The following is a 16201-nucleotide window of genomic DNA, read 5'->3' as shown; positions in this document are numbered from 1 at the left end:
AAAGCATTTAATAGGTCATATTTATTGACCTTTAATCTTTCATTTTTGTTATAAACAAACGGGTTTCTAATAAATGCATAGCTACTATGATCAAATCGTATTGTTTGAAATATAAGCTTTATAAGCTACGAAGAAATTATGTTTCAGAATATTATAGAAGTTTTAATCCTTTCAGCAATTCAAGGGATTTCAGAATTTCTTCCAATAAGTTCTTCTGCACATTTAATTTTAGTTTCAAGTTTGTATGAATTTAAATCTAGCTCATTACTAATTGATATTAGCCTTCATCTAGGATCTCTTTTTGCAATAGTTTATTATTTCAAAGAAGAGTTATTAAACATTAATAAAAATAAAAGACTAATAAGTTTAATTATTATTGGATCTATTCCATTAATAATCTTTGGATATATTTTATACACTACAGGGCTAATTTATAGTTTACGAAACATTGAAACTATTGCATGGACAACTTTAATATTTGCAATTGTTTTATACATTTCTGACAAAAGTCGTTTTGATAAAAAAATTTCTACAAATTTAAATATTCAATCAATTTTATTTATAGGAGTAATGCAAATTTTATCATTGATACCTGGAGTAAGCAGAGCAGGCGTTACAATAACAGCTGCGAGGATTTTAAAGTTTAATAGAGTGGATTCGAGTAAAATATCTTTTTTACTATCTATCCCAGCATTAACTGGTGCAAGTGTACTTAGTTTAAAAGATATTTTTAATCAACCAACAGAATTTAATTATTTGGTAATAATTGCAATTATATCTTCTTTTATTCTTTCTTTTTTAACAGTTAAATATTTTTTAATTTTTATAAATAAGTTTTCTATGAATGCATTTGTAATTTATAGAATAATAATTGCTTTAGTATTGTTTAGTTTAATTTATTAAATTTTTTTTCTTTTTATAAGTGGGAGTAATTGTGATAATAAAACTCCAGACAAAATAAAAAAACATCCAAGTATATTATTTATATCTAATACTTGATTTAAAATAAACCATGCAGCTACAGTTGCAAATACACCCTCAAGGGAAAAAATAATTGCTGCTGGTGCAGGTGTAATATTTTTTTGTGCATAAATCTGTAATACAAATGCAAATCCTCCAGATAATATTCCAGCATATAATATAGAATACATTTCCATTAGAATGTTGTTCCAAACAAATTCTTCATAAAGAATTCCAATGAAAAAAGACAAAATAGCTACGATTAAAGTTTGAATTGCTCCAATTGTAAGTGGAAGATTGTATTTAGAAATAATAATTCCAGTAAATATAATATGTGTGCTCCAAAATAAAGCTCCTAGTACAACCAAGGTATCTCCCAACCTAACAGTTGCATCGTAAAAATTTGTTAATAAATATCCTCCAATTAAACATAAAATTACTGAAGGCCATACACTCCAATGTATTGATTTTTTTCCAAACAAATAAATTATGATAGGCACCATAGGTACGTAAAAGATCGTAAAAAAGGCTGCATTTGCAACATCTGTATAGAGCAAAGCAACCTGTTGTAATGCAGAACCTAAAAATAAGGACAATCCTATTAAAGACACATAAATTACAAATGTTTTTTTATCTGTTTTTAATTCTGGTTTAAAATTTTTTAATTCAAATAAAATTACGAGTGGGGTAATAGCTAAAAAACCAACAAAAAATCTAACAGCATTAAATGTAAAAGGACCAATATTGTCCATGCCAGTATCTTGAGCAATAAAAGTTGTGCCCCATATAAAAGTGCATAACAAAGCACTTAATAGGGAAATAGGCTTAGACATTTTTGATTATACAGCTAGCTTATAAGCAAAATTTTTGCCTAAGTTTTCTTTAAGATCATTGTTAAATCTTGCTGCCTCAGCTCCATCAATAATTCTATGATCATAAGACAAAGAAATCGGTAGCATTGTTCTAGTTTGAAACTTTCCATTTATATAAATTTGTTTTTTCTCTGATCTACCTACTCCTAAAATTGCTACTTCAGGATAATTTATTATTGGTGTAAAAAATGATCCACCTATTCCACCCAAACTAGTAATAGTCATTGAACCACCAAACAATTCTTTTTTGTCTATTTTTAAATTTCTACAAAGCTCACTTACCTCTCTCAACTCTCTACTAATATGAGAAATTTTTTTATTATTAGCATTTCTAATTTTTGGAACCATTAGTCCATTTGGAGTGTCTACAGCTATACCTATATGGTAATATTTTTTCATTGTCATTTTACCTGTTTCAATTTCATCAATTGAAGAATTAAAACTTGGAAATTTTTTTAACGAAGCAACTAAAGCTTTTACAATAAATGCTAAAGGAGTAATTTTAATTTTTTCTCCCGTATAAATATCAGTCAAAGAATTTCTGAAGTTTTCCATTTCTGTAATATCAGCCTCATCATGATTTGTAACATGAGGTATAGTGGTCCATGAATTTGTTAAATACTTTGATGATAATTTTTTTACTCTTGGTATATCTTTGATCTCTATTTGACCAAAATCTGAATGCTCAAATTCACTTTTGATTTTGCTTGTTTTTTTTTCCTCAACAACCTCAGTGTTATTGTTTGATCTTAATGCTACAAATTTTTTGATATCATCTTCAACAACTCTTCCATCTCTCTCACTTCCTAAAACTTTATTTATATCTACACCGAGTTCTCTAGCAAATTTTCTAGCTTTTGGGCTTGCTGATGAAATATTAGATACATTATTTAAAACTTTAGTTTCTTGTTGAACTTCAGGTTTTATTACTTCAATTTTTTTAAATTCTTTTTCTATTATTGGCTTCTGTTCAACTTTTTGATTTATCTGTGATGACTTTTCTAAAGTTAAAATTAAATCTCCTTCAGATACTTTATCTCCAACTTTTATATTTAAGTTAGAAATTTTACCTTCAAAACTAGATGGTATTTCTACGCTAGACTTATCACTTTCTATTGTAATTAAAGGGTCATTTTTTTTTATTGATTGGCCTTTTTTTACCAATACTTCAATAACCTCAACATCTTTAAAATCTCCTATATTTGGTACCTTAATTTCAATATCTGACATTATAATTTTGTTGGCATAGGTTTATCGCCATCAATTTTGTATTTTTTCATAGCATCTTTTGCATATTTTGAAGCTATCAATTGTTCTTTTGCTAAAATGCTTAATCCATAAGCTACTAAATGTTCTTTATCTACCTCAAAGAATTTTCTTAAATTTTTTCTAGTATCACTTCTTCCAAAACCATCTGCACCTAGAGAATAAAAGCTCTTATTGTTTGTGTAAGGTCTTATTTGATCAGAGTTCATTCTCATATAATCAGATGCTGCCATAATTGGTCCTTCAGTACTTCCAAGACATTGCTCTACATATGATTTTTTAGGAGTTTTGTCGGGATTTAGAAGGTTATATCTTTCAACTTCCATCCCATCTTTTCTTAACTCATTAAAACTTGTAACACTCCATATTTCACTATCAATTTGATAGTCGTTTTGTAAAATTTCAGCTGCTGACATCATCTCTCTTAATATCGTTCCTGAGCCTAAAAGTTGAAGTTTTGTTTTTTTATATTTGTTAAATTCCTTAATCTTATACATTCCTTTAAGAATTCCCTCTTCACAATTTTTATCTTTAGGCATTTCAGGATGTGAATAATTTTCGTTCATTGTTGTAATATAATAAAAAACATTTTCTTTCTTCTCATGCATTCTTCTTAGACCCTCTCTAAAAATAGTTGCTAATTCATAATGAAATGTAGGATCATAAGTTACACAATTAGGAATTGTTGATGCAATCAAATGGCTATGTCCATCTTGATGTTGTAATCCTTCACCTGCTAATGTTGTTCTTCCAGCTGTTGCACCAACTAAAAAACCTCTAGCCTGGCTATCACCAGCAGCCCAAGCTAAATCTCCAATTCTTTGAAATCCAAACATAGAATAAAAAATGTATATCGGAATCATTTCAATATCGTGATTTGTGTAAGCAGTTGCAGCTGCTATCCAAGAAGACATCGCCCCTGCCTCATTAATTCCTTCTTCAAGTACCTGTCCACTTTTATCTTCTCTATAAGAACTTAATTGTGCAGCATCTTCGGGCTCATATTTCTGTCCTTCATGAGCGTATATTCCAATTTTCTGAAAAAATCCTTCCATACCAAATGTTCTTGCTTCATCTGGGATAATTGGAACTAATCTAGGTGAAATATTTTTATCTCTTAACAAATTAGTTAACATTCTGACCAGTGCCATTGTAGTAGACATTTCTTTTTCACCAGTTGAAACTTTCATAAAATCAAAAATATCTTTTGATGGTGCTTTAATAGGTTTTGCAAAGGTTGATCTCTCTGGCAAATAACCTCCCAATTTAAGTCTTCTCTCCTTTATGTATCTAATCTCTGGAGATTTCTCATCAGGTCTAAAGTATTCTATGTTTCTAACTTGTTCATCAGTTAGAGGAACATCAAAGCGATCTCTATAATACATAAGATCATCCACATCTAATTTTTTAGTTTGGTGAGTAGTGTTTACACTTTCACCTGTTTTTCCCATTCCATATCCCTTGATTGTTTTTGCAATAATAACTGTTGGACTTCCTTCGTTTTTAATTGCTTTATCATAAGCTGCGTATACTTTATGGGGGTCGTGCCCTCCTCGATTTAATCTCCAAATATCTTTATCTGACATAGATGAAACCATCTCCAAAGTATCTGGATTTTTTCCAAAAAACTTTTCTCGCACATATGCACCATCTCTTGCTTTCATAGCTTGGTATTCACCATCTACAGTTTCATTCATAATTTTTACTAATTGACCAGTTTTGTCATTAGCTAATAATGAGTCCCAATATGAACCCCAAATAACTTTTATTACATTCCATCCAGCGCCTCTAAAGCTACCTTCAAGTTCTTGTATAATTTTTCCATTTCCTCTTACAGGTCCATCAAGTCTTTGAAGATTACAATTAATTACAAAAATTAAATTATCTAGTTTTTCTCTAGCTGCTAATCCAATTGCACCCATGGACTCTGGTTCATCCATTTCACCATCTCCTAAAAAAGCCCAAACCTTTCGTCCCTCATCTTTAATCAATCCTCTATTGATTAAATATTTCATGTATCTTGCTTGATAAATTGCAAGCATTGGTCCTAACCCCATCGAAACAGTCGGAAATTGCCAAAAATTTGGCATTAGCCAAGGGTGAGGGTATGAAGATAATCCTCCAGGTTTTACTTCCTGTCTAAAACTATCTAGTTGTTTCTCAGTTAATCTACCCTCTAAAAATGCTCTAGCATACATTCCAGGTGCACTGTGTCCTTGAAAATATACTAGATCACCTCCAAATTTATTGTTTTTTGCTCTCCAAAAATGATTCATTCCAACATCATATAAAGTTGCAGCAGATGCAAAGGTTCCTATGTGTCCACCTAATTCTGGAAATTTTTTGTTAGCTCTTACTACCATTGCAGCTGCATTCCATCTGATCAGAGATCTTATTCTTCTCTCAATATTTTGATCTCCATTTGATTTTATTTCAGCCTCAGGAGGAATGGTATTTATATACGGAGTATTTTGGGTGTAAGGAATATTTGCTCCTTCACGATAGGCTTTGTTAATTAATTCCTTAATTAAAAAATGAGCTCTTTGATTTCCATCTTTTGAAATTACTGCAGATAAAGATTCTAGCCAATCTTGAGTTTCTAAAGGATCTGTATCTAATCCATTTGTAACTTGAATTATAGATTGTTTTTTTTCTTTAGCTGGCTCTGGAACATTCACCAGCTCCTCTTTTTTATTTACAGCCATAGCTTCCTCAGCTTGTTTAATAATATTCTCTGTATCTTTAGGAAGATTGCTCTCTGGGAGACTTTTGGTTGAATTGCTTAAACTTAAAAGTAAATCACCTTTTGAAACTTTATCACCTACTTTGACATTAATAGTATCAATTTTTCCTGAAATAGTTGATGGAATTTCAACACTAGATTTATCACTTTCAATTGTAACTATTGGATCATTTTCCTTGATTGTATCTCCAGGCTTCACAAGTAATTCTATCACCTCAACATTCTCAAAATCACCGATGTCAGGAACAAGTAGTTTTTCGCTCATTATTTAAAAGGCTTATACACTCAAATAAAATATATTTTTATGTTATTTTATCACATTAATTAATCTTTTTATGCAAAGCTGTGTTTTAATTGAACAAAATTTGTTAATAAAACCTGAAAATACAGTATCTTTAATAAAATTAATTTTGGACCGCTGGCCAAATTGGATAAGGCGCTCGGCTACGAACCGGGAGATTCCAGATTCGAGTTCTGGGCGGTCCACCAAAAAAGGATAAAAATGATTAATTGGCTTTTAAAAGCATCTTTACAAAAATCAGTAATTTACTTTTTTATAATTATCGCATTGTTATTATTGCTATTAACAATTGTATTGTAAATTTTATGAGTAATGAATTTGAACAAATAAGCTTAACACCTGGTTTTATGAAACACAATGGAGGTGTTTTGTTTAGAAACATTTCTGAAACTGAATATGAATTTAAATCTACTATAAATGAAAATCACTTAAATGCTGCTGGTATAACTCATGGAGGCTATCTATCAGCATTAATAGATGCAGGTGCCGGAACCGCTGCTCACAGATCTGCGAGTAATGCTCCATGTGTAACTATTTCATTAGATATCAAGTTTATTGGTGCCTCAAAAGTTGGTGATGAAATTATTGGACATACAAAAATTTTAAAAAAAACTAATACATTAATATTTTTATTTTGTGAGCTTAAATGTAATAACAAAATTATCACATCAGCAACAGGTGTTTGGAAAATTTTAAAAGTTAAACCTTCAAACTTAGGTCCAGGTGGTTAATTTATTCTTTTCTTCTGATATTAAAATATCCACAAATAACTAATAAAATTAAAGCGATTGGATAAACTATATTTTTGGACGGTCTATCAAAGTTTTCAATTTTGAATTCACTAATATAATCACCCATTTCAAAACCATTTTTTTTTGCCTCTCCATTCCATTTTAAATTATCAACAATTATTTTTTCATCTTGCGCCAATAAAGTAATCCCATAATCCTCTAGAGTAAAATGATCTTCAAAGGTATTTTTTGATATTACAAAAAGTTTATATCTTTCTCCATATAAACTGGGTCTTGTTACTTTAATTTGAATTTCTTTTTTTGAATCAAATTTTAATGAATTGATTTTATTAATTTCTTGATAATTATATTTTGGGTAAAATTTATTTAGAACAAAATCTGGAGACAATAAAGAAATAGAAATGATTAAAAAAATAATTATCTCATACCATTTAAGTCTATTTACAAACCAACCTTGAGTTGCTGATGTAAAAACTAAAATTCCGATTAATGATGTTATAATAACAATAAGCCCATGCCAGATATTCTCAATACCAATAAGTAAAAGTTCATGATTAAACAAAAAGACTATTGGTAATATTCCTGTTCTTAAACTATACCAAAATGCTTGAACTCCAGTCCTTAATGGGTCTCCTCCAGATATTCCTGCAGCTGCATAAGAAGCTAGTCCTACTGGCGGTGTTACATCTGCCATCAGTCCAAAGTAAAAAACAAATAAATGAACTGCTATAAGTGGAAAAATAAACCCAGATGCATTTCCAACATCAACTAAAACAGTTGCCATCAAAGATGCAACCACAACATAGTTTGCTGTAGTTGGTAAACCCATTCCTAACAACAAACATAAAATTATTGTTAAAAATAATAGTATTGTGACGTTATCTTTAGCAATAGATTCGATAACAATAATTAAGTTTGTACTTAAGCCTGTTGAGCCAACTGCACCTACTATGATACCAGCTGTAGCAATTGCTATACCAACTGCTACCATATTCAATGCCCCTTTTTCAAAACCAACGATTGTTTGATTAAACCATTCTTTAAAAGAATCTTTAGAGTAATTATTTTTAATAATTAAGTTAATTAGATTTACTAAAATTAAAGTAATTGTTGCATAAAAAATTGAATACGAAGCAGTGAACCTTAAATAAACAAGAGTATAAATTAAAACAAAAATAGGAATTAAAAAGTGAATTCCAGATAAAAATGTTTTTTTCAAATTAGGAACATCGGCATCGTCCATTCCTTTGAGATTTAATTTTAGAGCTTCTAGGTGAGATATATAAAATAGAGCAATATAAGAAATAATTGCAGGTAAAAAAGCATGTTTAACTATTTCAAAATAAGTAACCCCAATAAAACTTGCCATTACAAATGCTGCAGCACCCATCACAGGCGGCATTATTTGTCCATTTACAGATGATGAAACCTCAATTGCACCTGCCTTTTCTTTGGAGAAACCTGTTTTTTTCATTATTGGAATTGTAAATGTTCCGGTAGTTACAGTATTAGCAATTGACGATCCTGAAATTAAACCAGTCATTCCTGAACCTAGAATTGCAGCTTTGGCTGGTCCACCTCTCATTTTACCAACCATTGCGAAGGCTAAATCTAAAAAATATTTACCACCACCTGCTGTTTCTAGTAAGGCACCAAATAAAACGAATAGAAAAATAAAATCTACAGAAACCCCAATAGGTATTCCAAATATTGCCTCTTGATCCAACCATTGAAATCCTACCAATCTATTTAAAGACAAGCCTCCGTGAGATATTATTTCTGGTGCATACCTTCCAAAATATGAAAATAATAAAAAACAAGTTGCAATGATTACCAAAGGTAATCCAATTGCTCTTCTTGTGGCCTCTAAAAGAATTAAAATACCGCATCCTCCTAAAATTAATTCTACTGGAAAATTAAATGTATCAGTGATTTCTAAACTTAAAAGGACACCACCTCTCTCTACTAATTGATCATAAAAAAAATAAATGTAGAGACAAGAAAAAGCACCTACAAAACTTATAATAATATCAAAAAATGAAATTTTTTTTCCTTTTGCTACCGGGTAAATTAAAAATGCTAAAGTTAATGCAAATCCTAAATGTATTGCTCTCGCAGGTAAACCTTTAAACATTCCAATATTCAACATAAATGGAAATGGTGATGCGTACCAAAGTTGAAATAAGGACCAAATGATAGCTATTGCAGAAACTAGCTTTAAATGAAATCCAGTAATGTTTCTGGTTGGTGATAAATCTTCGCTTATTTTATTTTTTATATCGGTACTAATTGAACCACTCATAAGAAATATTCATACCATAAAAAAAGGCCCGGTAAAAATTACCAGGCCTTTTAAAAACTAAAAAACTTAGATTACATTAATCCAGCTTCTTTATAATATTTAATTGCACCAGGATGTAGTGGAGCAGATAAACCATCTTTAATCATGTTTTTCTTTTCCAAAAATCCAAATGCTGGATGTTGTTTTTTGAAATCGTCAAAGTTTTCAAAAACTGCTTTTGTAACTAAGTACACTAGTTCTTCAGAAACATCTGCTGAAGTTACCACAGTTGCTTTAACACCAAATGTAGTAGCATCTTTTTTCTGTTTAGTATAAGTGCCTTTAGGAATTACAGCCTGTGCATAATAATCAGCACCATCAATTAAGCCTTGAACTTCTGGTCCAGTCAAATTGATTGGAGATGCTTTAGCAGCACAAGTTGCGGCTTGTTCCATTGCACCATTTGGAAATCCAACCGAATAACCAAATGCATCAATTTTACCATCACATAAAGCTTTCACTTGCTCTGAAGAAGTTAACTCTGTCGTTGATTTAAAGAAACTATTATCAACACCCATAGCTTTCATTAGTTCTTCCATAGTTCCTCTCTGACCAGAACCAGGGTTACCAATGTTTACTACTTTGCCTTCTAAGTCTGCAAAATCTTTTATTCTTGCTTTTTTTCTAGCCCAAATTTGAAAAGGCTCGTTATGTACTGAAAATACAGCTCTCAAATCACTATACTGTTTTCCTTCCCATTTACTTGAACCATTTACCGCATGATATTGCCAGTCTGATTGAGCAACACCAAACTGGAATTCTCCAGCTGCTATTTGTCCAATATTATAATTTGATCCTCCAGTTGATGGAGCAGTACATCTATAAGCTTTAGCTGTACCCTTGCTTCTTCCATGCTCAGCACTAATTGCTGATTTGTGAAGCATTTTACATATAGCGTTACCTGTTTGGAAATATACTCCAGTAGGTCCACCAGTTCCTATCGTGAAGAACTCAGCTGATTTAGCAACAGTAGTTAATGACAGTGATGCAAATAAAATCAGTAAAGCACTTGATAGAGATGTGATTATTTTTTTCATTATTTTTTCCTCTCTATAATTATATGTCGTTATTTTTTATAAATTAATATTACCAAAAAATTATAATAGATGTATAGGCTGATTTTAAAGACTTTCTGACCATTTTTTTAAATTATCAACACCTTCTACAATCTTTGGTGCTAACTTTTCAATTATATCAAAATCAATAGACTGATCCTCCTTAATACTACTCATAAATTTTTCTCCATCAAAATCAGTAAAGCTTAATCTTGCTAGCATTTTACTTTCATTAAATCCAAAATCTGATCCAGGTAATAATGCAACACCTGTTTCTTTTAAAATATTTTCACACATTTCTGATGAAGTTTTAAATTTAGAATTTAAAAATTCAGGCATTAAATAGAAACCTCCTTGAGGTTCATTAATTAAAATTTTGTTTGATTTTAAATTTTGATAAACATAATTGCCGACAGCCTTTAAAATATTTTTAGATTTATTAATATATTTACTATGATTGTTTTCATAAGCTTTTATTGCAGCATATTGGATAGGCGCACTTACTGCTGAAAAGGTTTCACTGGCTAAAACATTAATCATATTTTTTATGTCATTTAAGCTCTCTGGAACAATAAAATATCCCAATCTCCAACCACCAGCTCCACACCATTTACTTAGGCCGGTACTGATAATTGTTTTTTCAGGACAAAAATTTGAAATAGACTTATAATTTTTTGTAAAAGTCAGTTCTGAATAAATCTCATCAGATAAAATTATGAGATTATGTTTATTTGCAACATTAGAAATCTCTTCCAAATTTTCACAAACTTGTCCTGAAGGATTATTGGGGGAATTTAAAAATAATAAATAATTTTTATTTTTATCTTTTAATATTACTTCCTCTATTTCTTGAGCTGCAGGGAACCAATTATTTTCTCTTTTTGTTTGTAAAATTTGAATTTTGTTTCTTCCTAATATTGCTTGTGGCGCGTAAGAAACCCAACTTGGTGCAGGTAATATAATTTCACCATCGAATATTACATGAAGTAAAAACATCAACTCTTTAGAGCCTGGTCCTATGATGACATTTTCAGAATTATATTCATAATTTTTTTTCTTTGATGTGTATTTTGCAACAGACTGTCTTAGCTCTGAAAGACCTTGCATGGGCAAATATTTGTTTTGATACGCATTATTTTTAAGCTCCTCTACTACGTCTTGTGGAACTTTAAAGGGTGATTGTCCAAAACCAAATTTAAATATTTTTTTTCCTTCATCTTCAAGTTTTTTTGAAGCTTCATTAATTGCTAGCGTAGAAGATGGTTTTAAATCTTTAACTATATTTTTTAACATTTAATAACTTAACTGTTTCAAATTTTTGTATTGTTTTAAAACTTCTGGGTTTGCTAAAGCTTCTTTATTTTTAACAACACTTCCTTCTATAGTGCTTTTAACTGCAAGCTCAACAATTTTACCACTTTTGGTTCTTGGAATATCTTTTACAACAATTACTTTGCTAGGGACATGTCTTGGTGATGCATTTATTCTTATTTGAGTTTTTATTCTATTAAGCAAAGAATCATTAAGTATGTATTCATTACTCATTACAACGAAAAGAATTATTCTGATATCATTATCCCAAGATTGACCAACTACTAGTGCTTCTTTAATTTCTTTAAACTTTTCAACCTCAGAATATATTTCAGCAGTCCCAAGTCTTACACCTCCTGGATTAAGGGTAGTGTCAGATCTTCCATGTATAATAAAACCATCGGTATTTCTTCTTTCAGCATAATCCCCATGATGCCAAGTATTTTTATATCTATTGAAGTAAGCTTTTTTAAATTTTACGTCATTTTTATCATTCCAAAATTTAAGAGGCATTGATGGAAATGGATTTTTACAAACTAGTTCACCTTTAGAATTTTTTAAAGATTTGCCACTAGCATTAAAGACATCAACATCTAAACCTAAGCCTGAATTTTGTATTTCACCAATATTTACTGGCTGATATATATTTCCTAAAACAAAACAGGATACGATATCTGTACCACCCGAAATAGACGAGAGATGAACTTTCTTTTTAATATTTTTATAAACATATTTAAAACCTTCACTTGATAAAGGAGAACCTGTTGAACATATTGTTTTTAGTTTTTGAAGTTTATATTTAAATTTAAGATTAGGTTCTAATTTTCTTAGAGCATCAATATACTTAGCACTAATTCCAAACAGAGTAATTTTTTCTCTTTGTGCTATTTTTAAAAGTAAATCACTTGATTTATACATTGGGGAACCATCAAAAAGTACTATTGATGCCTTTGAAGCTAACGAGCTTACTAACCAATTCCACATCATCCAACCACAAGTGGTAAAATAAAACACGTTATCATTTTCTTTTATATCGCAATGTAATTGGTGTTCTTTCTTATGTTGAAGAAGAACTCCACCAGTTCTGTGGCAAATACATTTTGGTTTTCCAGTTGTTCCACTTGAATATAAAATAGTCAACTCACTTTCGAAATCATACTTTTTAAAATTTATTTTTTCAGATTGATTTTGAATAATCTCACGCCATTTAATTAAATTTATTTTCTTATATTTACTTTTATTAGTGACATAATTTTTTCCAGGATAATTAACAATCACAACATTTTTAATTGATGGAATAGATTTTAAAATTTCAGATAATCTCTCTAATACATTAATTTTTTTCCCGTTGTAAAAATACTGGTCTGTAATGAACAAAACTTTTGGATTAATTTGAGAAAATCTTTCAACAACACCTTTAATACCAAAATCAGGACTGCATGATGACCAAATACTTCCTATAGTACTCGCTGCTATAAACGCCTCAACTGTCTCGATAGTATTAGGCATATAAGCTGCAACTCTGTCTCCTTTTTTAATTTTAATTTCCTTTAAAAACTTTACAATTTTACCTGTACTTAAATTTAATTCTCTCCAAGATCTTTCTTCTCTAAAGCCATTTTCGCTTATAAAAGTGATTGCCTTATCATCATTATTTTTTGACAATAAATTCTCACCAAAATTTAACTTACTACCTGGTAAGAATAAATTTTTATAAAATATTTTAGATTTTTTAATTTTTTTTTTACTTTTCAATCCTTTAATTTCTGAAAATTCCCAAAAATAATTCCAAAACTCAGGAGAATTTTTAACAGTCCAATTTAAAAAAGTTTTGTAATTTAAATTAAATTTTTTTTTGATTTTATTTGAAATAAATTTCTCAAAAGCATAAAGATTTGAATTTTTTTTCTCTTTTGAAGATGCTTCCCAAAGTTTATTGGTCATTTTTATTTTATTAAATTACTATTATAGAATTAATCTCAATTATGATATTCTCATTAATATTAATATAAAAATGAGAACTTTTTACCCTCCGATTCGGTCATGTTTTAGTCTATTTTTGTTCTTTAGCATTAACAATATCTGGTAGGTAAAAAAAATTATACACCAAAGATAGAAATGCCTAAAAATAAAATTACAGCTGTTCTTGGTCCAACAAACACAGGTAAAACTCACCTTGCAATTGATACAATGCTATCTTTTGACAGCGGAATGATTGGGTTCCCATTAAGATTATTAGCAAGAGAGGTTTACGATAAAGTAATAAAAAAAATTAGTATAGACAAAGTTGCTTTAATTACTGGTGAAGAAAAAATAATTCCTACAAACGCAAAATATTATTTATGCACAGTCGAATCAATGCCTATTGAAAAACATTTAGAATTTGTGGGCATAGATGAAATCCAAATGTGTGCAGATCATGAAAGAGGTCACATATTCACAGATAGATTATTAAATTTAAGAGGTGAAAAGCTTACAATGCTAATGGGTTCTAGTACTATTAAAAACATCATATCTAAATTAAACGAGGATTTAGAATTTATTAATAGAGATAGATTGTCAAAACTCACTTATGCCGGACATAAAAAGATATCAAGGATAAATAGAAAAACTGCAATTATAGCTTTTTCAGCGGAGGAAGTTTATGCAATAGCAGAACTAATAAGAAGACAAAAGGGTGGGGCAGCTATAGTTATGGGTTCATTAAGTCCTAAAACGAGAAACGCTCAAGTAGAACTTTACCAATCTGGAGATGTCGATTTTTTAGTAGCCACTGACGCTATTGGAATGGGAATAAATATGGATCTAGATTATGTATATTTTTCAAATCTTAAAAAATTTGATGGAAAAAAATTAAGAAAATTAAATTTATCTGAAATAGGTCAAATAGCGGGAAGAGCTGGAAGATATTTAAATGATGGTGGTTTTGGAATAACTGGTGATTGTAAAGAAATTTCACCTGAGGAAGTGGAATTAATTGAAGGACATAAATTTGAAGAAATAAGAACTTTATTCTGGAGAAATTCTGATCTTAATTTTAATAACCCAAATTCACTGATTAAAAGTCTTGAAGAAAGACCCCAGATGGAATGGTTAAGAAAAGTTCACGAATGTGAGGATGAAAGAGCGCTAAAATATTTTATAAAAGATGAAAAAAATAATCTAGAATTTAACGAAAGAACTCTCAAATTATTATGGGAATGTTGTCAGATACCTGATTTTGTTAAAAAAACCTACGGCAATCATTATGAAGTGATCAGAAATGTTTTTAAATTTTTAAACAGTGAAAAAGGTCTAATTTCACAAGATTACATGAGATTACAGCTCATGAAGCTTGATAAATTAGAGGGAAATGTAGATTCTTTATCAAATAGAATTGCAAATGTAAGAACTTGGTCTTATGTTTCAAATAAAAATAATTGGGTAGAAAATCAAAATTATTGGATAGAAAAAACAAAACATTTAGAAGATAGACTTTCTGACAGACTTCATGAAGAACTTACCAAGACTTTTATCGACAAAAGAGCAAGTATACTTGCAAGAGGTTTAAAACAAGACATGGAATTCAAAACTGAAATATTACAGAACAATGACGTTAAAATAGATGATCAGTTTATTGGTAAAATCAAAGGTTTGAAATTAGAATTAGATTTAAAAAAAGGCTCTCTTGAAACTGATATCAAGTCATTAAAAAAAGCTGCTAGACAATCAATTGGACCTGAGTTTGATAAAAGAATTCAATCAATTATAGATACGGGATTAATAGATTTAAAAGAGGATTTTAAAATATATTGGAATGAATTTCCAATTGCTAGACTGTTACCAGGAAATGATTATTTAAGTCCTAATTTTACTTTAGTTGTTGATGACATTATTGAACAAAATCCAAAACAAAAACTAAATGATTTTATTCAAAAATGGCTAAACTCTAAAATAAGCGATGTCTTAAAAAGTTTAATAGATTTAAAAAACATTAAAGAAGATAAGTCTTCAATTAAGGCTTTGGCTTATCAGCTTTATGAAAATAATGGTGTTTTAAAAAGAGAACAAGTTTCTGATTATTTAAAAAATCTTGAGCAAATAGATAGAAAAGTACTTAGAGAATTGGGTGTAAAATTTGGAAGATACCATGTATTCCTTTATCAGCTTATAAAACCAGATGCTGTATCTTTAAGAACCTTATTGTGGAAAAATTTTCATCAAAAATTCTATAATTTAAAACCACCAACTTTTGGACTAAATTTTTTAGAAGATAAAGATTCTCAAAATAAAAACTTTATGCTTCTCTGTGGATTTGAAAAATTTGATAATCTTTTTGTAAGAATAGATATTCTTGAAAGACTCTTTGTACAAATTATTAATGCTACTTCAAAAGAAAGTAATGAAATAAAAATGATACCTGAAATGTTAAATCTTTTAGGGTGTAGCAAAGAAAACTTTAAAAGATTATTACAAAAAATGGGTTATAAAACTTATGAGAAAGAACAAGACATGTTTTTTAAATATAATCCTGTTAAAAAATTTAAAAAGATACAGAACAAAAAAGTTTCGAATGAAAATCCATTTAAAGTTCTTAAAAATCTCAAGTTAGGTTAATTTT

The 16201-nt window shown here is 29.6% G+C and carries 10 protein-coding genes and 1 tRNA gene; 4 read left to right on the top strand and 7 right to left on the bottom strand.

Translation table 11 applies throughout. The features are described from left to right. Nucleotides 1-138: 138 nt before the first annotated feature. Nucleotides 139-903, top strand: coding sequence for an undecaprenyl-diphosphate phosphatase (locus ACTTAX_RS05915; protein WP_440693604.1), 765 nt, complete (start codon nt 139-141; stop codon nt 901-903). Here ACTTAX_RS05915 and ACTTAX_RS05910 read toward each other — a convergent pair. Genes ACTTAX_RS05910 through aceE form a run of 3 tightly spaced genes read right to left on the bottom strand, consistent with a single transcriptional unit; the run spans nt 900 to nt 6106 of the window. Next, nucleotides 900-1793 carry a DMT family transporter gene (locus tag ACTTAX_RS05910; RefSeq protein ID WP_440633257.1) on the bottom strand — a complete coding sequence of 298 codons (894 nt, stop codon included), beginning with the start codon at nt 1791-1793 and terminating at the stop codon, nt 900-902. The two genes, ACTTAX_RS05915 and ACTTAX_RS05910, sit on opposite strands and share 4 nt — an antisense overlap. A gap of 6 nt (nt 1794-1799) precedes the next feature. After that, nucleotides 1800-3062 carry a 2-oxo acid dehydrogenase subunit E2 gene (locus ACTTAX_RS05905; protein WP_440693602.1) on the bottom strand — a complete coding sequence of 421 codons (1263 nt, stop codon included), beginning with the start codon at nt 3060-3062 and terminating at the stop codon, nt 1800-1802. Beyond that, nucleotides 3062-6106 (bottom strand): pyruvate dehydrogenase (acetyl-transferring), homodimeric type, encoded by a 3045-nt coding sequence (gene aceE, locus ACTTAX_RS05900; RefSeq protein ID WP_440693600.1) that lies wholly within the window; start codon nt 6104-6106, stop codon nt 3062-3064. Before aceE ends, ACTTAX_RS05905 begins: the two co-directional genes overlap by 1 nt. A 147-nt stretch (nt 6107-6253) precedes the next feature. Between aceE and ACTTAX_RS05895 the strand changes: the two genes are divergently transcribed. Beyond that, a tRNA-Arg gene (locus ACTTAX_RS05895) sits at nt 6254-6330 on the top strand. Between the two features lie 117 nt (nt 6331-6447). Then, entirely contained in the window at nt 6448-6873 is a 426-nt protein-coding gene (locus ACTTAX_RS05890; protein WP_440653399.1) for a PaaI family thioesterase, read from the top strand. Between the two features lies 1 nt (nt 6874). On the opposite strand, the gene ACTTAX_RS05885 is transcribed toward ACTTAX_RS05890, so the two are convergent. From ACTTAX_RS05885 to ACTTAX_RS05870, 4 genes are all read right to left on the bottom strand, one after another. Continuing rightward, on the bottom strand, nt 6875-9196 hold the full coding sequence (locus tag ACTTAX_RS05885) for a TRAP transporter permease (protein ID WP_440693598.1): 2322 nt from the start codon (nt 9194-9196) through the stop codon (nt 6875-6877). Between the two features lie 71 nt (nt 9197-9267). Further along, a complete protein-coding gene (locus ACTTAX_RS05880) occupies nt 9268-10272 on the bottom strand; it encodes a TAXI family TRAP transporter solute-binding subunit (protein ID WP_440693596.1) in 1005 nt (334 codons plus the stop codon). An 84-nt stretch (nt 10273-10356) separates the two neighbouring features. Continuing rightward, nucleotides 10357-11583, bottom strand: a complete 1227-nt coding sequence (locus ACTTAX_RS05875; RefSeq protein ID WP_440693594.1) for a pyridoxal phosphate-dependent aminotransferase — start codon at nt 11581-11583, stop codon at nt 10357-10359. Continuing rightward, nucleotides 11584-13545, bottom strand: a complete 1962-nt coding sequence (locus tag ACTTAX_RS05870) for an acetoacetate--CoA ligase (protein ID WP_440693592.1) — start codon at nt 13543-13545, stop codon at nt 11584-11586. It lies immediately after the preceding gene. A gap of 174 nt (nt 13546-13719) precedes the next feature. Here ACTTAX_RS05870 and ACTTAX_RS05865 point away from each other — a divergent pair, with 174 nt between their 5' ends. Further along, nucleotides 13720-16197: a helicase-related protein gene (locus ACTTAX_RS05865; protein WP_440693590.1), complete on the top strand. Its 2478-nt coding sequence runs from the start codon at nt 13720-13722 to the stop codon at nt 16195-16197. Nucleotides 16198-16201: the final 4 nt, after the last annotated feature.

This window comes from Candidatus Pelagibacter sp. HIMB1695, assembly GCF_052047655.1.
In the GTDB taxonomy this organism is placed as follows: Bacteria; Pseudomonadota; Alphaproteobacteria; order Pelagibacterales; family Pelagibacteraceae; genus Pelagibacter.
The sequence above is the reverse complement of the archived record's forward strand: the minus strand, read 5'-3'. Positions and strand labels throughout refer to the sequence as shown.